Genomic DNA, 18399 nt, shown 5'->3' on the forward strand with positions numbered 1-18399 from the left:
GGAGCACCCCCGGGGCTGAACCGTTGTCTGCCGGAGCGCTCATCTTCGCCTCGAATCTCCACAACGCTACGGCCCGCCCCTCCGAAGCCCACCGCTCGGACACGCACCACACCACGTGTTGCCGAGTCCCGTTACGCCTGAGCACCTCGGCCCAGGTAGGCTCCTCTCAGGTAAACGACAGCACCAGGGCAACTGGCGGCAGTGCCAGAGTGAAAGAAGGACCATGGCGTATCAGGACCGTCAGCACGGCTCGGACCACAGCGAGGCAGGCCGGCGTCGCCGCAACGATGAGCGTCACGGCTTCGGGGCACGTCGCCGTTTTACAGGGGAGGACGGTCGCCCTCGTCGCAGTGATCGGGGGGCGGGACAGGACGACGATTCCTCCGGCTCTCGGGTGCACTCCCAGCGGTCGAACCGCGGGCAGCACTCTGCTCGCGGCGATCGACGGCACCGTGACGACTGGCGCGACGAACGGCGTCGAGACGGTGAGGGCGGTAGCAGGCGTGGCGACCGCAATGGTCGCAGGCCAGGTCGTTTCAACGACCGCCCCGGGAGGAATGACTCGCGCGACAGGCGAGACGATCGTCGCGGTCGTCCGCCGCAGCGTCAGCGCGTCCCCGAACCCAAGGTCCCGGACAACGTCGAGCCGGCTGATCTTGAACGAGGCGCCAGGGCCGAGCTGCGCGCCCTGGGGCGTGCCAACGCTGAGAACGTTGCCCGGCACCTGGTCATGGTTCAGCGCCTCCTCAACGACGATCCTCAAGCCGCCTACGAGCACGCTCGCTACGCCGCCTCCCACGCGGGCCGGGTGGCCGTCGTCCGGGAGACGGCCGGAATCGCGGCATATCTCGCTGGCCACTACAGCGAGGCGCTCCGAGAGATTCGCGCCGCCAGGCGCCTGTCCGGCCTCGACCTGCACCGGGCCATCGAGGTCGACTGCGAGCGAGCACTGGGTAACCTCGACAAGGCCCTCCAAGCCGCTCAAGCGGCAGACCCTCGCCAGCTCGACGACATTGAACGGGCCGAGCTGGCCATGGTCGTCTCCAGTCTTCGCCACGACATGGGCCAGACCGACCTCGGTCTGCTCATCATCGAGGACGCCATCAGGGCACGTCCCTCCGACAGTGACACCCTCAGACGCCTGCACTCTGTGCGTGCCGACAGGCTCGCAGAGCTCGGACGCAACCGGGAGGCTGAGGCCATCCGTGACCGGATCGGTCCAGAGCCGGTCGAGGAGGACGAGGTCGAGGTCTTCGACATCGAGGACGACTATGACTCCGAGGCCCACGAGGAGAGCACCCCGGAGAGTTCCGGCACTCAGTCCGCCACGGATTCCGACGGGGACACGATCGGTGATGCAGTGAGCGAGACGACCGAGACCTCACAGGCTCCTGGAGAGCCGGCTCAGGACGAGGCGTCAGCGGACCTCGAGGAGTACGACGAGCCTGTGAACCAGGATGAGGACGCTCAGTGGTCGCAGTCCTTCGCCGAGCGCGTCGAGGCCGAGATGGCCGAGCTGCTTCAGGACGCACCGGACACGCCGACGTCTTCCGCCAGCACCTCTGAGGAGCCCCGATGACCATGCCCCAGGCCTCTGATACCGCCGCCCCTGCGACCCTGCTCGGCAGCGAACAGCCCCTGTGCGCCGCCTACGATGTCGCCCTGCTGGACCTCGACGGCGTCTGCTTCGCCGGCCAGGCCCGGGTTCCCCACGCGGCGGACAACGTCAACGCCGCCCGCAAGGCCGGAATGCATCTGTCATTCGTCACCAACAACGCCTCACGGGCGCCCCAGACGGTCGTGGACAAGCTGGCGGACAACGACATCATCGCCGAGGCGTCGGAGGTCTTCAGCGCCGCCATGGACGCGGCCGCCATGCTCACCGAGCATGTCGAACCGGGCTCCATGGTGCTCGTCGTCGGCGGCGACGGCGTCCGCCAGGCCCTCCTCGACGAGGGCTTCCAGGTGACCAGCAGTGCGCAGGACGCGCCCGTGGCCGTCGTCCAGGGCTGGGACCCGGCGGTCGACTGGGCGCTGCTGTCCGAGGGCGTCTACGCCATCAATGCCGGGGCCCTGCACGTGGCCACCAACCTTGATGCGACCCTGCCCACCGAGAGGGGCTTCGCCCTGGGTAACGGCAGCCTCGTGGCCGCCATCGTCCATGCCTCCGGTAAGGAGCCCCTGGCCGGGGGCAAGCCCTTCCCAGGCATCTACACGCGTGCCCTCAAACGGGCCGGTGGTACCAGGCCCTTGGCGGTCGGCGACCGGCTCAACACTGACCACGTCGGGGCCCGGGCCGCCGGGATCCCGGGGCTCCACGTCCTCACCGGTGTCTCCGACGCGCGAGACGTCATTTGCGCGCCGGCCACCGAGCGTCCCAGCTTCCTCCACACCGACCTGCGTGGCCTGACCGAGCCCCACCCCGAGCCCGTGCGAGTCGAGGTCGACGGCCAGGTGTGGTGGCGGGTCGGCAACCGCAGTGCCCGAGTCCTCGGCTCCCGGCTCGAGCTTCAGGACTTTGGCGCTGTGACGTCCCCGGACGGCAGTGCGGTGCGTATCGACCTGGACTCCTACCGGGCGCTGGCCGTGGCCGCCTGGGACTGGGCAGACGCTCAGGACCGCCAGGGTGAGGCCGCGACGCTGGAGGTGCCCGAGATCGAGGTGATTGAGCCCTGAGATCCCGGCTGGGGCCGGTGAGGCTCCTACCGGAGGAGATGAGGAACCACAGCGCCAACGCGAGCAATGCCGATGGGAGTCAGGAATGAGCGGCAACGAGTCGAGAACCGACGTCGGGGAGGAGACGCCGGCGACGGCGGACTCCGCATACCGGCCGGCTCATCGGCCGCCGGTGCCTGCACCCCCGCGAGCCGACGTCGCTCTGACGGCGGCCCAAGGCCTCCACGACCACACCGATGAGCTCGCCCAGATCACTCAGATGCCCCTGGAGGAGCGCGCAGCCGCCCTGGCCGCCATTCACGAGGACCTCGCCTCCGTCCTGCACAAGGCGGAAGGCTGATATGGCCAGGCTCATCCGCATCGACTCAGAGCTCGTGCGCCGCGGGCTGGCCCGCTCCCGCACCCATGCCGCCACGCTCATCGCCGACGGTCACGTCACCCTCGACGGCGAGGTCGTCACCAAACCCGCCCGTCAGGTCAACCCGGCCCAGGCCATCGAGATCCTGGTGCCCTCCGGAGACGACTACGTCTCCCGCGGTGCCCACAAGCTCGCCGGCGCGCTGGACGCGCTGGGCCGCCGCGGCCTGGCACCCCGCGTCGAGGGACGCCGCTGCCTGGACGCCGGCGCCTCGACCGGTGGCTTCACCGACGTCCTCCTGCGCCGCGGTGCTGAGCACGTCGTGGCCGTCGACGTCGGATACGGCCAGCTGGCCTGGTCGCTGCGCTCCGACCCCCGCGTCACCGCCCTGGACCGCACGAACATCCGCACACTGGATCCCGAGGTCGTCGCCCCCGCCCCGGAGCTCGTCGTGGGAGACCTGTCCTTCATCTCCCTGACCCTGGTCCTCGAACCGCTGCTGCGCGCCGCGGCCGATGACGCCGACCTCCTGCTCATGGTCAAGCCCCAGTTCGAGGTGGGCAAGGACCGGATCGGGCACGGGGGAGTGGTGCGCGACCCAGAGCTCCATGTGGACACCGTCATGACGGTGGCCGAGCGGGCCCATTCCCTGGGCGTGGGAGTCGAGGCCGTGACCGCCTCCCCTCTGCCAGGACCGGCCGGTAACGTTGAGTACTTCCTGAGCATGCACGCCTCCCGCGCCGGTTGCCCCGGGGACCTGAACGGGGACGAGCTGCGCTCCAGCATCGAGGACGCCGTCGCCGCCGGCCCCGCGGCGGGCGGTACACGACGACGCAGAACAAGGACCCACCCATGAGCAAGCTGAGCCCCTCAGACACCAGTGCTGCGGCGCGGCCGGCCGACCCCGCCGACCCTGCCGGTCTCCGCTGGCCCTCGCAGCAGCCGGGAACGGAGCAGCACGGACGGACGATCTCGCGCGTCATGCTGCTGCAGCGCGAGCTCAACGACAAGCCCGTCCCCGTCCCCAGGCCCAGTGCTCCCACGGCCACCGCCGTGGCTCGGGCCTCTGAGGCGCTGCGCGCCCGAGGTGTCGAGCCGGTCGGCCCGGACTGCACCGACCACGTCGACCTCGTCCTGGTGCTCGGCGGCGACGGCACGATCCTGCGCGCCTTCGAGATCGCCCGCGAACGGGACATCCCCCTGGTGGGCATCAACACCGGCCACGTCGGCTTCCTGGCTGAGGCCGACCCCGACGGCATCGAGCAGGTCGTCGCGGACCTGGTCGCCGGCCGTTACACGGTCGAGACCCGCACCACCCTGGACGTGGAGGTCATCTGTCCTGACGGGACGGTCACGCGAGACTGGGCACTCAACGAGGCGGCCCTGGAGAAGCGCGACCGCGCCCGCATGATCGAGGTCGCCATCGGCGTCGACGGCCAGGCCGTCTCCTCCTTCGGCTGCGACGGCCTCATCATGTCCACCCCCACCGGCTCGACCGCCTACGCCTTCTCCTGCGGGGGCCCCGTCATCTGGCCCGAGGTCGAGGCGCTCCTCCTGGTTCCCGTGGCCGCGCACGCCCTGTTCACCCGCCCCCTAGTCCTGGGCCCCAACTCCTGCATGGAGGTCGTCGTCCAGCGGGTGGGCTTCGGAGGCGCCGAGATCTGGTGCGACGGCAGACGCAGCCTGGACGTGCCGGTCGGTGCCAGGATCCGGGTTACCCGGGCGGAGCGTCCGGTGCGGCTGGCACGTTTCAACCAGGCCCCCTTCGCCAGCCGCCTGGTGCGCAAGTTCGACCTGCCCGTGGAGGGGTGGCGGGCCTCCAGCAGCGCCGATGAGGCCTACTCACCCGAGGAGGACGCGCTGCACCAGCCGATGGTCTCCTCCGCCGACACGAGCACCAAAGGCGGAAGCCGGCCGGACTCCTCGGGAGGCACGGCGTGATCGAGTCTTTGCACATCGAGGACCTCGGTGTCATCGAGGAGGCCGATCTTCCCCTCAGCCGCGGCCTGACCGCCCTGACCGGTGAGACCGGCGCCGGCAAGACGATGGTACTCACCTCGCTCGGACTGCTGCTGGGGCAACGGGCTGAGACCACCATCGTGCGCACCGGTGCCGAGCGCAGCCTGGTCGAGGGCGCGTTCCTGGTCGACCCGGACTCGCGTGTCGCCGCCCGCGTCGTCGAGGCCGGGGGCGATCTCGACGATGACCTCCTCCTGGCCTCCCGCACGGTCCCCGCCTCCGGACGCTCCCGCGCCTACCTGGGAGGGCGTTCCGTGCCGGCCTCGGTCCTCAGCGAGGTCGGTGGCCGGCTGGTCTCCGTCCACGGCCAGGCAGACCAGCTGCGACTGCGCTCGACCGCGGCCCAACGCGCTGCCCTGGACTCACTGGGCGGCCAGGATCACGCCGCCCTGTGCCGCCGCTACGCCCGGGCCTACCAGGCGCGCCGACAGGCCGACCAGGAGCTCCAGGAGTGGCAGGCATCCGCTCAGGCTCGAGCCGTCGAGGTCGCCCAGCTGCGCACCTGGCTCGAGGCCCTGGAGGAGGTCGCCCCCCGCAGCGGTGAGGACCGGGACCTGACGGCGGAGGCCGAGAGACTCGACCACGCCGAGGACCTGCGCCGGGCCGCCACCGGGGCCCGCACCGCACTCAGCGGGGAGGAGTCCGCCACCGGGCAGGCGCCCGACGTCGTCTCCCTCATCGCCCACGCCCACCGCAGCCTGGCCGCCGAGTCCGACCGCGACCCCGCCCTGGCCGAACTGGCCACACGCACCCAGCGACTGGGCATCGACGCAGCCGATATCGCCGCCGAGCTGGGCGGGTACCTGTCCTCACTGAGCGCCGACCCGGCTCGCCTCGCCCAGGTCCAGGACCGCCGAGGAGAGCTCGCCCGCGCCTGCCGGGAGATCGGCGGGCCTCAGGAGCAGCTCGACGACGTCGACGCCCTCCTGGCCTGGGGGCAGCGCGCCGCCTCGCGCCTGGCCGAGATCGACGGCCCCCAGGACACCGCTACCGTCCTGGCCGAGCGTCTGGCCGCCGCTGACGAGGAGCTGGCCGGTGTTGGTTCCGAGCTGAGCCGGGCGCGTCAGCAGCTCGGCGAGCGCCTTGAGCAGGCCGTCACCGCCGAGCTGGAGGGCCTGGAGATGAAAGGCGCTCGGCTCGTCGTCGAGCTGGACCGGCTTGAGGAGCCCGGGCCGACCGGCCTTGAGAGCGTCGCCCTCTTACTCGTCTCACACCCCGGCGCGCCAGCCCTGCCCCTGGGGAAGGGGGCATCGGGAGGCGAGCTGTCCCGCATCATGCTCGCCCTGGAGGTGGTGCTCGCCGACGCCGCAGCCCTGGCTCGCCCCTCGACCCACACCCGCACCCTCGTCTTCGACGAGATCGACGCCGGGGTGGGAGGCCGGGCCGCCCGGGAGATCGGCAGGCGCCTGGCCCGTCTGGCGCGACACCACCAGGTCATCGTCGTCACCCACCTGGCCCAGGTGGCGGCCTGGGCCGACACCCACCTCGTGGTGCGCAAGGAGACAGTGACCGAGCCTGAATCCCGTCCCGGCCCCTCAGAGGCTGTCGCAGGGAATGTGAGAAAGTCCCAGCCGGGGCGCACCCGCACACAGGTCTTCGTCGTCGAAGACCAAGAGAGACAACGAGAGCTGGCCCGCATGCTCTCCGGCCACGAGGACTCCCAGACCGCGGTCCGGCACGCCGCTGAGCTTCTCCAGGAAGCAGACATGGGACAATCCGAGCCGTGAGGAATCCCTTCCGCAGAAAGTCTGCGTCCGTCTCCGAGCATCCCAGCGGTGTCGTGCGCGTCGATGCGCGCACGAAGAAGCTCACCAAGCGTCTCCAGCCCGGGGAGATCGCCATCATCGACCACACCGACCTCGATCGGGTGGCCGCGGAAGCGCTGGTGGAGTGCGGCGCCTCCGCGGTCCTCAACGCCGCACCGTCCATCTCCGGGCGCTACCCCAACCTCGGCCCCGGAATCCTCCTCGACGCTGGAATCCCGCTCGTGGACGACCTGGGCCCCGACATCATGCGCCTGCACGACGGCCAACGCATCACCGTCGAGGACGGCTCGGTGCGGGTCGAGGGCAAGGAACAGGTCATCGCCGAGGGATCGGTCCAGACCAAGCAGACCGTCGCCGAGGCCATGGACGAGGCTCAGAAGGGCCTGTCCGTCCAGCTGGAGGCCTTCGCCGCCAATACCATGGAGTACATGCGCGGGGAATGGGACCTGCTCCTCAACGGCGTCGGCATGCCCTCGCTGACCACGCAGATGAGCGGCAAGCACGTCCTGGTGGTCGTGCGCGGCTACTCCTACAAGGAGGACCTGCAGGCGCTCAAGCCCTACATCCGCGAGTACAAACCCGTCATCATCGGTGTCGACGGAGGCGCCGACGCCGTCCTGGACGCCGGCTTCAAACCGACGCTGATCGTGGGCGACATGGACTCCGTATCCGACAAGGCACTGACCTGCGGCGCCGAGATCGTCGTCCACGCCTACCGCGACGGACGCGCCCCGGGCCTGGCCCATGTCGAGGAGCTCGGGGTCGAGCACCACGTCTTCGCCGCCACCGGCACCAGCGAGGACATCGCCATGCTCATGGCCGATGAGGCCGGCGCCGAGATCATCGTGGCCCTGGGGACGCACGCCACCTTGCTGGAGTTCCTCGACAAGGGACGCGCCGGCATGTCCTCGACCTTCCTGACCCGGCTCAAGGTCGGCGGCCGCCTCATCGACGCCAAGGGCGTCTCCCAGCTCTACCGCACCCGCATCTCGGGGTGGTGGCTGCTGTTCCTGGCCCTGGCAGGCACCGTCGCCCTGGCCATCGCCCTGATGTCCACCCCCGGTGGACAGACCTTCCTGGGCCTGTCCGGCGCCGTGTGGGACGACGTCGTCAACTTCTTCCGCTCACTGCTGGGCCTGGCCCCGAACTCACCCACCGTCTAACGACCCCCGCCCATCTGAGAGGCAGCCCCTCTCACGGTCATCTTCAAGGTCTTCAACCATGATCGACTTCCGCTATCACCTGGTATCGCTCATCTCCGTGTTCCTGGCCCTCGCCGTCGGGGTCGTCCTGGGTGCCGGCCCGCTGCAGAACTCCCTGGGAACCGCGCTCAACGACCAGGTCACCGCCCTGCGTGAGAACCGCAACGCCACCCAGGCCAAGCTCGAGCAGACTGAGACGGCCGTCAACGAGCGGGACTCCTACATCACTCAGGCTGCCACCAGCCTCCTGCCCGGGACCCTGGCCTCCAAGAACGTGGCCATGGTGCTGCTGCCGGACGCCAAGGCCGAGGACGCCGACGCCATCGCCGCCCAGCTCAAGAACGCAGGCGCCACCGTCACCGGCCGGGTGAGCCTGACCAGCACCTGGGTGGACCTGTCCCGGGAGAACTACCGCTCCACCTTCTCCGGACAGGTCCAGGGACACCTGGGCAGCACCAACTCCAAGGACGCCAACGGCATCCTGGGGGAGGCCCTGGCCAAGGCCCTGACCGCCAACGACGACTCCTCCCGAGTCCTCATGGACATGCTGTCGGTGACAGTGGACAAGTCCGGCACTCCCTTCATCTCCGTGGACTCCACGCCCACCGCTGCGGCCGAGATGATCGTCGTCGTCGGGCCGCGTCCGCAGGCCTCCTCCGGCAAGGGAGCCACGGTCGAGGCCTCACCGGGCCAGGACCCCAAGGTCTGGGCCAAAGCGCTGGAGGGCACCGCCGGCAGGGCGCCCACAGTCGTCGTCGGCTCCGCCGACGGTGACGACGGCGTCGTCAGCATCATCCGCTCCGAGAAGGCGAAGGTGACTACCATCGACTCCGTCGGCCAGATCGCCGCCTCCGTCTCCACGCCCCTGGCCCTGGCCTCCACCCGTGCGGGAACCACCGGGCACTACGGCTTCGACAAGGGGGCCGAGGCAGTCATGCCGCCAGTGACCAAGTAGTCCCTGTCCTCAGCGACGCAGGTGACTCGGCCGGCCCGGACGCTGCGGCCGCGTCATGGGTGGCGACGCCGCGATCGGTCCCCGCCCTGCCTTAGGCTGAGTCCATGGCTGGCACGATCACGCGAGTAAGCTCCTGCGCCCGAGACCTGGCGAGGACGGGTCTCAAGGCGGCGGGCACCGCCCTGTCCTGGTCCACCTGTTTGGCGCCCATTGCCCAGAGACTGGAGCGCACCAACTTCCACGGCCGCACCGTGAGCCTGCGCGGGGGAGTCGGGGCAGCAGCCGGCGCCGTGACGACTGGGATCGAGGCCGGCAGGCTCCTGCGGGGCAGGACGGGCTCATCCTCACGGGCAGGACTGGCCGCCACCATCGCGGCTGGGGCCGGGGGATGCGCCGGCCTGGTCGACGACCTCGATGCCGGGGCCCACGACGGCGACACCCCCGCCAAGGGTCTCAAGGGTCACCTCACCGCCCTCGCCCACGGGCACGTCACCACCGGAGCCCTCAAGATCGCCGTCATCGGCTCAGGGGCGCTCGTCGGCGGCGTCCTCCTGGCCCGCCACCGAAGCACGGGCGCCGGCGCACGTCCGCTGGCGTCCAGCGCCGTCGACGCCGCGTCCAGCGCCGTGGTCATCGCAGCCTGGGCGAACCTGCTCAACCTGCTCGACCTGCGCCCCGGACGGGCGCTCAAGACCGCCTGCATCGTGAGCACCCCGCTGCTGGCCACCCCCGGACGCGACGGCGAGCCCACCCGGATGCTGGCCGCGGGCACCCTGGGAGTCAGCCTCGCAGCCCTGCCGGAGGACCTCCTGGAGAACACGATGCTGGGGGACACCGGGGCCAACGCCGTCGGCGCCCTGCTGGGCACCGCCCTGGCCTGCCACCCCCACGCCGCGGTGCGCGCCGGGGCCGCCCTGAGCGGGGTGAGCCTCATCCTGGCCAGCGAGAAGGTCTCCTTCTCCCGCGTCATCACCGACACCCCCGTGCTGGCCGCACTCGACGGGCTGGGACGCCGCCCCTGATGACGACCCAGCAACGCCGCGACGGACTGCTCTCAGTGGCCGGGTCCGTCGCCGGCCTGACCCTCGTCTCCCGCGTCCTGGGGTTCCTGCGCTGGCTCGTCCAGGCCGCCACCGTCGGCACCGGAACGGTGGCGGGCGCCTACACCACGGCCAACCAGCTGCCCAACACCCTCTACGAGGTCGTCGTCGGCGGGGTCCTGGCCGCCACCGTCGTTCCGCTCCTGGCCGCCCCGATCGCCGCGGGCAAGCGCGAGGAGGTCACCGCCACCGCCTCGGGGTTGCTCGGTCTGGTCCTGGCCGTGCTGACCCCACTGTCCCTGGGGCTCATCGTCCTGGCCGCACCGATCGCCTCCCTGTTCCCCACCTCCCAGGGCGTGGACCCGGCGCTCCAGCACGAGCTCGTCGCCTCCTTCCTGCGCATGTTCGCCCTGCAGGTGCCCATGTACGGGGTGGCCGTCGTCCTCACCGGCGTCCTCCAGGCTCACAACCGCTTCACCTGGCCGGCTCTGACACCGATGCTCTCCAGCCTCGTGGTCATGGCGACCTACGGCCTCTACGGGGTGCTGGCCGGCGACGACGACGCGACCGCCTCCAGCCTCGCCCTCCAGGTGCTGGGCTGGGGGACGACCCTCGGGGTGGCCGCCCTCAGCCTGCCGCTGCTGTGGCCGGTCCACCGGCTGGGGCTGGGACTGCGCCCCACCCTGAGACTCGGGGGAGCCCAGGCCCGGCGGGCGGTACGGCTCGGCGGGGCCGGGGTGTGGACGATCCTGGCCCAGCAGGTGAGCGTCCTGGTGGTCCTGGCCATGGCCCGTTGGGGTGGGCAGACCGGAACTGCTGCGGTCTATCAGTACACGCAGGCCGTCTACGTCCTTCCTTACGCGGTGCTGGCCGTCCCCGTGGCCACCGTCCTCTACCCCCGCCTGACCGCCGCCTTCGAGGCCCGCGAGCTGTCGGCGGGCAGTCCCGGTGGCACAGGCGAGGAGAACGTCAGGAGGCTGGTGACCACCTCCACGGCCCTGGTCACCGCCGTCGCCGTGGCCGGAACCGCCATGCTGCTGGCCGCCAGCGCCGCCGCCGAGCGCTTCTTCTCCTTCAAGCAGGTCGACGGGATGGGCCAGGCGCTGGCCGTCCTGGCTCCGGGACTGATCGGCTACGCCCTCATCTACCAGGTCACCCGGGTCCTGTTCGCCGCCGACCGCTCTCGGCCCGCCGCTCACGCCACCGCGGCCGGCTGGCTGACCGTGGCGGTGGCCTGTGCCGCCTGCGTGCGCCTCATGGCGCCCGCAGGTGGGGACGGGCGCGCCACCCTCGTGGCCCTGGGAATGGGCACGACCATTGGGATGACGGTGGCGGGAGCGAGCCTGCTGATCGTTCTGGCCCGAGTCATGGGGGGCCGGGTGCTGCGCGCGACCCTGACCGCGCTCGGTGCGGGGCTGCCCGTGGCCCTCGTCCTCGGGCTGGCCGTCCGAGAGGCGACCACCCGCGTCACCTCCCTGCCCCTGGCCGTCATCACCGCCGTGATCGGTGCCGCTGTGGCCGCGGCCCTCGTCCTGGTGGTCATCCACCTGGCTGACCGCAGCCTCCTGGCATCGGTACGTGGTGGCAGGCCGACGGTGACAACGAAGGACGACAAGGAGCAACCATGAGCGACGTCGACGCCACGAATAAGCCCGGTGCCGTACAGGACCCGCAGGTCGGGCGCCGGAGGATCCTCCAGGTGTGCGGATCGGCTGCCGGAGGGGTGCGGGCCCACCTGGCTGACTGCGCCCGCCTCCTGGCCGCCGACGGCCACGACGTCATTGTTGAGGCCCCCGCCGCGGTCCTTGACGGACTGGATATCGAGCCGGCTCGCGCCGAGCCACTCGAGATCGGCCCCCGCCCCAGCCTCAACGACACCCTGGCCGTGGCCAGGCTACGTCGCCTGGGCCGGCGCGCCGACGTCCTTCACGCCCACGGCCTGCGAGCCGGGGCCCTGGCCGCCCTGGCCCTGGGACGACGCCGCCGCGGACGCACGCGGCTGGTCGTCACCCTCCACAACCTCACCGTCGGGGGGCGCCTGACCACCTTGGTGGGGGACAGGCTCGAGCGGCTCATCGCCCGGCGCGCCGACCTCGTCCTGGCGGTCAGCCCCGACCTGGCTGAACGGGCCCAGGATCTCGGCGCCCCACACGTCGAGCTCGCCATCATCCCCGCGGTGCCACCCCAGCAGCCCGCTGAACCGGGCGCCTCCGACGCGGCCGCGGCGGAGGATGCCTGGCCGCGAAGCGGGGCCCGCCTCCTGACCGTCGCCCGCCTGGCTCCCCAGAAGGGCCTGCCGCTGCTGCTCGAGGCCTCCGCGATCCTCTCCCGCGAGGTTGACGCCGGCCGGCTGACCGCCTTCACCTGGGCCCTCGCCGGGGACGGTCCCGGCCGCGAGCAGGCCGCTGAGCGCATCGCCGCCGAACAGCTCCCGGTCACCCTCCTGGGGCGGCGAAGCGATGCCCCGGCCCTCATGGAGGTCGCTGACGTCGTCGTCCAGACCAGCCTGTGGGAGGGCCAGCCCCTCACCATCCAGGAGGCTCTGCGCGCAGGCGCCGCGATCGTGGCCACCGACGTCGGAGGCACCGCCGTGACCGCCAGAGGAGGAGCCGTCCTCGTGGACCCTCAGGCCCAGGCCGTCGCGGAGGCAGTTCGAACCCTCCTGAGCGACCCCGAGGCCCGCACCCGCGCCGCTGAGCGCGCGCAGGCGGCGGCCAGAGGCCTTCCCGGGCTCGAGGACCTGGCGGCCCAGCTGCGACAGACGGTCCTCGACCTGCACTGAGCCGCCCTGTCCCGAGCGGTAGCATCGTGGTGCCCGAGCGCCCAGCAGCGACGACGCCGGCAGCGAGAATGAGGAGCCAATCGTGGATCATCCGGTGACGAGCACCCGCAGTGGCGATGGATTGGAGAACAGCCTCGCCGACACGCGCGAACCTGGGCGGGAGCTGGTCTCCAGCGAGCGGGTCTGGAGCGGGCCGATCTTCGCCGTCGACGCCGACCAGGTGCGCCTGGGGCCCGGTCAGGAGCCGGTGTCCCGTCAGGTCGTCGTCCACCATGACGCCGTCGCCGTCGTCGCCCTGCGCGAGGGCGAGGCATCCTCCCAGGCCGACGGTGCCGCGGAGATCCTCATGATTCGCCAGTACCGTCATCCCGTGCGCGCCTGCCTGTGGGAGATCCCCGCGGGACTGCTCGACGTGGCGGGGGAGGAACCGGCTGTCGCCGCCGCCCGAGAGCTCGCCGAGGAGACCGACTACGAGGCGGCCACCTGGCACACGCTGGCCGAGTTCTACGCCTCGCCCGGCTTCACCACTGAGGGGGCCCGGATCTTCCTCGCCCAGGACCTGAGCCTGCTGCCCGAGGACCGGCGCACCGTCCGCGAGGACGAGGAGGCCGAGTTCGTGCCCACCTGGGTCCGCCTGGACGAGGCCCTCGACGCCGTCATGGGCGGCCGCCTGCACAACCCCTCCACGGTGCTCGGAGTCCTGGCCACGGCCCAGGCGCGCACCCGCGGCTGGGTGGGACTGCGTCCCGCTGACGCCCCCTGGCTGCGCAGCCCGGAGAGCCTGTAAGACGAGTCAAAGTACTTGTCTGTCACCAGTGGGAGCACTTTCGGACCGGCGTTCCTGGGCAAGATAGTGGCCAGGATTCGGCGAGTCTGCCCGCCATGGCGAGCGAGGGCCGCCTGACTCAGGTGAAGAACACCTTGAACGTCAATCGATTAATCGACTTGGCTCAATGTGGTTAACCGGTTGACTCATGAGCGTGTTCTGAGTCATGATCTCTCTGTGTCCGGTACCGATGCCGGGCCTCCCGACCAGAAGAGGGGAGGGGAGACGATGACGACTCTCGCCGATGTCGCTGCCGCGGCTGGTGTCTCCAAGGCTGCGGCCTCCCTCGTGCTCTCCGGCAAGTTCGAGGGACGCGTGAGCGAGCGCAAGGCTGAGCGGGTCCGTATGGCCGCTGACGAGCTCGGCTACGTCCGTGACGCCATTGCCGGTGGTATGCGCAACGGTCGAACCCGTACGATCGGGGTCATCGGCGAGCGTGTCCTGTCCACGCCCTACGCCGTCTCCATGATCGACGCTGTTCTGTCCACCAGCCAGAGCCTCGGGTGGTCCGTCCTTCTCACTGACGCAGGACACGACGGCGTCGCCGCCAAGGAGGCAGTCCGCGAAATGGTCGCCCGGCGCGTCGGCCAGGTGGTCATTGCCTCGATGTATCACCGCGTTGTTCCGGTTCCTGAGCAGATCAAGGATGTCGTCGTGCTCAACGGCGTTGCTGACCGCCCTGGGGTTCCTGGTGTCGTTCCCGATGAGCGTCAAGGCGCCAGCGATGCCGTTGCCCACCTCGTCGACCTCGGCCACCGCCGTATCGGCTACCTTGGGCACGACGACGCCGAGAGCATCGCTGTGCGTGAGCGTTCCGACTCCTACCGCCACAGCCTTCGAGAGGCCGGGCTGGCGGTGGACGAGTCGCTCCTCGTCACCGGGGGACTCGATCCCGACAGCGTCGACGCCACTGCCCGCCGTCTCCTCGACCGGCCTGATCGTCCGACCGCCGTCTTCTGCTACAACGACGCCCTGGCGGCCGGCGTCTTCCGGCAGGCGGTACGCCTGGGGATCTCCATTCCCAACGACCTCTCTGTTATCGGCTTCGACGACCTTGCGCTCATCTCTACGAACCTTGATCCCAGGCTCACCACGATGCGCCTGCCGCACTGGGAGATGGCCGAGTGGCTCACTCGCGAGCTCGCAGCGGGCCGTACAGCCGAGCTCCCGGACGTCACTCGTTTCCCCTGCCCTCTCATCGAGCGAGCCTCCACGGCGCCTCCCACCACCTCGCTGCCGTAGCTCGGGCGCCGCACACGAGGTCGGCCCCACCAGCTCTCCGCCCGATGGGTGGAGTCAGTTCCCCACCACTCACGCTGATACACAAAGGAGTGCCATCATGATGACCACCCGCCGTATGTTTCTTGGCGCCAGCGCCGCCGCCTTGACCACGCTTGCCGCATGCTCCTCTCAGTCCGGAAAGGGGGCGGGCGGCCTGACTCTCTGGACCCACAATGGAGGCAACAAGGAGGAGCTCGACGTCGTCAACAGCGCGGTCAAGGACTTCAACGCCGCGAACCCCAACACCCCGGTCACGGTGAAGTCCTTCCCGCAGGAGTCCTACAACGATGCCATTGCCTCAGCCGCAGTCTCCGGCAACCTGCCCGACATCCTCGACCTTGACGGCCCGATCATGTCCAACTGGGCCTGGGCCGGATACCTCTCGCCACTGACAATCTCGCAGGATCTCCAGGGAAAGATCATCGACTCCGCTAAAGGGGTCTGGAACAACAAGCTCTACTCCGTCGGCCCCTACGACACCTCGCTGTGCTTCCTTGGACGTAAGTCGGCCTTCGACAAAGCCGGTGTCACCATCCCCACGGTCAACAAGCCGTGGACGAAGGACGAGTTCATGGGTGCCCTCGACAAGCTCTCAAAACTCGACGGCTTCAGCTACGCCATTGACATGTCGGTGTGGGACACCGCCGAGTGGTGGCCCTACGCCTACGCTCCCATGCTCCAGTCCTTCGGTGGCGACCTCATTGACCGCAAGAGCTATGAGACCGCAGAGGGCTTCCTCAACGGGGACAAGGCCGTCGAGTGGGGCACCTGGTTCCGCTCGCTGTTCACCTCCAACTACGCCTCTCAGACCCCGGCCAAGGACGGCCAGGACTTCCTTCAAGGCAAGGTGCCGCTCGTCTATGCCGGCGGATGGAAGGTCCTCAAGGCCCAGGAGACCTTCGGCGAGGACGAGGTCCTCATCCTCCCCCCTGTCGACTTCGGCGCGGGTGCTCACGTAGGCGGCGGCTCCTGGCAGTGGGGTGTGTCCTCCTCCTCGAAGAACGCCGACGCTGCGAACAAGTTCATTGAGTTCCTCATGCAGGACAAGTACCTCGTTCAGTACTCCGACGCAATCGGCAACTTCCCGTCAATCGAGTCGGCCACCCCGAAGACGAAGTACTACGGCGAGGGCAAGCCGCTGGAACCTGTTTACGAGATCGGTAAAAAGTACGCCCTCCTGCGTCCTGCGACACCCGGATACAAGGTCATCTCATCGACTTTCGACAAGGCCGCTCGGGACATCGTTTCCGGTTCCGATGTCAAGTCGACCCTTGACCAGGCCGTCAAGGACATCAACGCGGATATCAAGTCGAACGATGGCTACAAGGCCAAGTAGGCCAAGTGCGCTACTGAGTACCTGATCGTGCGGCCGGTCAACAGCCGCTCCACCTTCCTACACCACCAGCACCGATCCGGCGTGCGCGTAAGAGTGCGCCGCCGGGAAGGGAACCGATATGGCAGCCCCCAGTACCATGAGGCGCCGCGGCAGGACCGCCGCATTGCGCAGAGAGGCTAGGACGGCGTGGCTCATGAGCTCGCCGGCCCTCCTGCTCCTCCTGCTTTTCATGGGCATTCCGATCCTGCTTACCTTCATCCTGTCCTTCACGAATACGCGTCTCATCTCCCCCAACCCTCCGCAGTTCATCGGGATGGAGAACTTCGTACGGGCGTTCACCGACGACCCGACCTTCACCCGGTCTCTGGCGAATACTGTCTTGTTCGCGCTCGTTGTCGTGCCCTTCCAGTCCATCCTTGCCCTAGCGCTGGCGATTCTTGTCAACCAGAAGGTCAAGGGAGTCACTGCTTTCCGGACAATGATCTTCATGCCCGTGGTGACCTCCATGGTTGTGGTCTCCATCCTGTGGAGCTTCTTCTATCAGGACAATGGCCTGTTCAACTCGATGCTCAACACCGTCACTGGCGGCGGGTGGTCCACCATTGCCTGGCTCAACCACCCTGGCACCGCGATGCCTGCCATTATCGTGCTGTCAATCTGGCAAGCGGTCGGTTTCCATATGATCATCTGGCTCTCCGGCCTGCAAATGATTGACCCGGTTCTCTACGAGGCCGCTGACCTCGACGGCGTCAACGGTTGGCAGCGCTTCCGCTACATAACATGGCCGGGGCTGCATTCGACGATGGTCTTCATCCTCGTCACCATCACGATTGCTGCGCTGGGCCTGTTCGTCCAGGTCGACGTTATGACATCCGGAGGTCCCCAAGATGCCACCTCGACAATCGTCTACCACGCGGTGCGCAGGGGATACCGTGAGCAGGACATGGGGTACGGCAGCTCCATCTCACTCATATTCTTCATTGCCGTCCTGCTCATCAGTCTCATCCAGCGCTGGCTCACCAGGGAGAAGGACTGACATGCTCACTGAGACAACTAGGACCGATGCAGTACCTGAGACTACAGCCGTCGATGCCCTCGAGGCTCCCGAAAGGAGCCTGCGTCGCCATGGCCGCGCCGCCACCAGGAAAAAATCCAGGGTGCTGACGTACGTCGGCCTTGTCGTCGCCTCGTGCGTCGCTGTGTTCCCGCTGCTGTTCATGGTTTTCTCATCCTTCAAAGAAGACCACCAGATCTTCGCTGATCTCGGCTCCCTTAAGGCGTTCCTTCCGACCGGTCACCTATCACTGGATAACTACTCCGGAGTATTCGAGCGGGTTCCGGCTGTACGGTTTATCACAAACTCGCTTATCGTGACCGTTGCGATAGTATTACTCGGCCTCATTGTCAACTCCATGATCGGATTTGCGATATCGCGTATGCGCTGGAGGGGCAAGAACATCGTGCTCTCGCTTGTCCTAGCCACCCTCATGGTTCCTTTCGAGACCATCGCTGTGCCGCTCGTATACTGGGTCGCCAAGTTGCCATCGCTGCAGTGGGTCGTTGACGGTTTTCTTGTCAAACAGGGGATGCTCAACACTTATCAGGTGCAGATTCTGCCCTTCGTTGCCAATGCACTCTCCATCTTCCTGTTTGCCCAGCACTTTGGTGATATCCCCAAGGAGATCGACGAGGCGGCCCGCGTTGATGGCGCGTCCTGGTGGGTGATCTATTCACGAATCATCGTGCCACTGTCTGGTCCGACCTTCGCTACAGTCGCCATCATCACGATGCTGCCGGCGTGGAACTCCTACCTGTGGCCGCTCATGGTCATCCAGGAGGAGTCTATGCGGCCCGCGAGTGTCGGTATGCAGTACTTCTTCCAACTCAACCCGGTATGGGGGCAGATCATGGCTTACGGCACACTCATCACTCTGCCTGTTCTTATCATTTTCGTTCTGTTCCAGCGCTCGTTCGTAGCGTCGTTGGCAGGTACCGCCGTCAAAGGCTGAGGGTGGGGTGCTTAGCGAGCGGATCATGGGGTGTGTTCCAATCTCGGCCCTGCTACGTAAGCGTGCACTGCCCACTGCCTTCGTGTCCGGTAGCGGCTCCGCTGCTCAGGTCATGCCTGTCTGAATATCTCAGCCTTGATCTCAAAGGA

At 68.6% G+C, this 18399-nt stretch carries 18 protein-coding genes; 16 read left to right on the plus strand and 2 right to left on the minus strand.

What is annotated here, in order from left to right; all coding sequences use genetic code 11:
• Positions 1-166: 166 nt before the first annotated feature.
• Entirely contained in the window at positions 167-763 is a 597-nt protein-coding gene (locus tag FK267_RS07460; protein WP_141406818.1) for a hypothetical protein, read from the minus strand.
• Here FK267_RS07460 and FK267_RS07465 point away from each other — a divergent pair.
• From FK267_RS07465 to FK267_RS07530, 14 genes are all read left to right on the plus strand, one after another.
• Positions 731-1579 (plus strand): hypothetical protein, encoded by an 849-nt coding sequence (locus FK267_RS07465; RefSeq protein WP_141406819.1) that lies wholly within the window; start codon positions 731-733, stop codon positions 1577-1579. The genes FK267_RS07460 and FK267_RS07465 overlap by 33 nt on opposite strands.
• Positions 1576-2676, plus strand: coding sequence for an HAD-IIA family hydrolase (locus FK267_RS07470; protein ID WP_141406820.1), 1101 nt, complete (start codon positions 1576-1578; stop codon positions 2674-2676). Before FK267_RS07465 ends, FK267_RS07470 begins: the two co-directional genes overlap by 4 nt.
• A gap of 85 nt (positions 2677-2761) precedes the next feature.
• A complete protein-coding gene (locus tag FK267_RS07475; protein ID WP_141406821.1) occupies positions 2762-3016 on the plus strand; it encodes a hypothetical protein in 255 nt (84 codons plus the stop codon).
• 1 nt (position 3017) lies between these two features.
• Complete coding sequence (locus FK267_RS07480; RefSeq protein WP_075378982.1) at positions 3018-3890, plus strand: TlyA family RNA methyltransferase; 873 nt, start codon at positions 3018-3020, stop codon at positions 3888-3890.
• 125 nt (positions 3891-4015) lie between these two features.
• Entirely contained in the window at positions 4016-4975 is a 960-nt protein-coding gene (locus FK267_RS07485) for an NAD kinase (protein ID WP_141407168.1), read from the plus strand.
• On the plus strand, positions 4972-6780 hold the full coding sequence (gene recN / locus FK267_RS07490; RefSeq protein WP_141406822.1) for a DNA repair protein RecN: 1809 nt from the start codon (positions 4972-4974) through the stop codon (positions 6778-6780). Before FK267_RS07485 ends, recN begins: the two co-directional genes overlap by 4 nt.
• Positions 6777-7982 (plus strand): putative cytokinetic ring protein SteA, encoded by a 1206-nt coding sequence (steA, locus tag FK267_RS07495; RefSeq protein ID WP_141406823.1) that lies wholly within the window; start codon positions 6777-6779, stop codon positions 7980-7982. Before recN ends, steA begins: the two co-directional genes overlap by 4 nt.
• Before the next feature lie 58 nt (positions 7983-8040).
• On the plus strand, positions 8041-8976 hold the full coding sequence (locus FK267_RS07500) for a copper transporter (protein WP_141406824.1): 936 nt from the start codon (positions 8041-8043) through the stop codon (positions 8974-8976).
• Positions 8977-9080: 104 nt separating this feature from the next.
• Complete coding sequence (locus FK267_RS07505) at positions 9081-9998, plus strand: hypothetical protein (protein ID WP_141406825.1); 918 nt, start codon at positions 9081-9083, stop codon at positions 9996-9998.
• On the plus strand, positions 9998-11644 hold the full coding sequence (murJ, locus tag FK267_RS07510; RefSeq protein WP_141406826.1) for a murein biosynthesis integral membrane protein MurJ: 1647 nt from the start codon (positions 9998-10000) through the stop codon (positions 11642-11644). The genes FK267_RS07505 and murJ overlap by 1 nt, the downstream gene beginning before the upstream one ends.
• Positions 11641-12798, plus strand: a complete 1158-nt coding sequence (locus FK267_RS07515) for a glycosyltransferase family 4 protein (RefSeq protein WP_141406827.1) — start codon at positions 11641-11643, stop codon at positions 12796-12798. The genes murJ and FK267_RS07515 overlap by 4 nt, the downstream gene beginning before the upstream one ends.
• A gap of 82 nt (positions 12799-12880) precedes the next feature.
• The gene (locus FK267_RS07520; protein ID WP_075378988.1) at positions 12881-13585 is read left to right on the plus strand and encodes an NUDIX domain-containing protein; all 705 of its coding nucleotides are present in this window, start codon (positions 12881-12883) and stop codon (positions 13583-13585) included.
• 216 nt (positions 13586-13801) lie between these two features.
• Positions 13802-14866 carry a LacI family DNA-binding transcriptional regulator gene (locus FK267_RS07525; RefSeq protein WP_249039341.1) on the plus strand — a complete coding sequence of 355 codons (1065 nt, stop codon included), beginning with the start codon at positions 13802-13804 and terminating at the stop codon, positions 14864-14866.
• 100 nt (positions 14867-14966) lie between these two features.
• The gene (locus tag FK267_RS07530; protein WP_249039342.1) at positions 14967-16241 is read left to right on the plus strand and encodes an extracellular solute-binding protein; all 1275 of its coding nucleotides are present in this window, start codon (positions 14967-14969) and stop codon (positions 16239-16241) included.
• Between the two features lie 57 nt (positions 16242-16298).
• Here the strand turns inward: FK267_RS07530 and FK267_RS13645 are convergent, their stop codons facing one another.
• Positions 16299-16436 carry a hypothetical protein gene (locus FK267_RS13645; RefSeq protein WP_232211259.1) on the minus strand — a complete coding sequence of 46 codons (138 nt, stop codon included), beginning with the start codon at positions 16434-16436 and terminating at the stop codon, positions 16299-16301.
• Between FK267_RS13645 and FK267_RS07535 the strand changes: the two genes are divergently transcribed.
• Both FK267_RS07535 and FK267_RS07540 read left to right on the plus strand, forming a co-directional pair.
• Positions 16435-17277, plus strand: coding sequence for a carbohydrate ABC transporter permease (locus tag FK267_RS07535; protein WP_232622564.1), 843 nt, complete (start codon positions 16435-16437; stop codon positions 17275-17277). The genes FK267_RS13645 and FK267_RS07535 overlap by 2 nt on opposite strands.
• Position 17278: 1 nt before the next feature.
• On the plus strand, positions 17279-18250 hold the full coding sequence (locus tag FK267_RS07540) for a carbohydrate ABC transporter permease (protein ID WP_232622565.1): 972 nt from the start codon (positions 17279-17281) through the stop codon (positions 18248-18250).
• Positions 18251-18399 lie beyond the last annotated feature (149 nt).

It is taken from the genome of Actinomyces oris, assembly GCF_006546825.1.
GTDB classification, from domain to species: Bacteria; Actinomycetota; Actinomycetes; order Actinomycetales; family Actinomycetaceae; genus Actinomyces; species Actinomyces oris.

Bases quoted from the DNA above. Each gene is read 5' to 3' on its own strand.
- murJ (WP_141406826.1), top strand. From the start codon at position 9,998: ATGACGACCCAGCAACGCCGCGACGGACTGCTCTCAGTGGCCGGGTCC.
- FK267_RS07500 (WP_141406824.1), top strand. From the start codon at position 8,041: ATGATCGACTTCCGCTATCACCTGGTATCGCTCATCTCCGTGTTCCTG.
- FK267_RS13645 (WP_232211259.1), bottom strand. From the start codon at position 16,436: ATGAGCCACGCCGTCCTAGCCTCTCTGCGCAATGCGGCGGTCCTGCCG.
- FK267_RS07485 (WP_141407168.1), top strand. From the start codon at position 4,016: ATGCTGCTGCAGCGCGAGCTCAACGACAAGCCCGTCCCCGTCCCCAGG.
- FK267_RS07480 (WP_075378982.1), top strand. From the start codon at position 3,018: ATGGCCAGGCTCATCCGCATCGACTCAGAGCTCGTGCGCCGCGGGCTG.
- FK267_RS07505 (WP_141406825.1), top strand. From the start codon at position 9,081: ATGGCTGGCACGATCACGCGAGTAAGCTCCTGCGCCCGAGACCTGGCG.
- FK267_RS07465 (WP_141406819.1), top strand. From the start codon at position 731: ATGGTTCAGCGCCTCCTCAACGACGATCCTCAAGCCGCCTACGAGCAC.
- FK267_RS07535 (WP_232622564.1), top strand. From the start codon at position 16,435: ATGAGCTCGCCGGCCCTCCTGCTCCTCCTGCTTTTCATGGGCATTCCG.
- FK267_RS07515 (WP_141406827.1), top strand. From the start codon at position 11,641: ATGAGCGACGTCGACGCCACGAATAAGCCCGGTGCCGTACAGGACCCG.
- FK267_RS07540 (WP_232622565.1), top strand. From the start codon at position 17,279: ATGCTCACTGAGACAACTAGGACCGATGCAGTACCTGAGACTACAGCC.
- FK267_RS07530 (WP_249039342.1), top strand. From the start codon at position 14,967: ATGACCACCCGCCGTATGTTTCTTGGCGCCAGCGCCGCCGCCTTGACC.
- FK267_RS07475 (WP_141406821.1), top strand. From the start codon at position 2,762: ATGAGCGGCAACGAGTCGAGAACCGACGTCGGGGAGGAGACGCCGGCG.
- FK267_RS07470 (WP_141406820.1), top strand. From the start codon at position 1,576: ATGACCATGCCCCAGGCCTCTGATACCGCCGCCCCTGCGACCCTGCTC.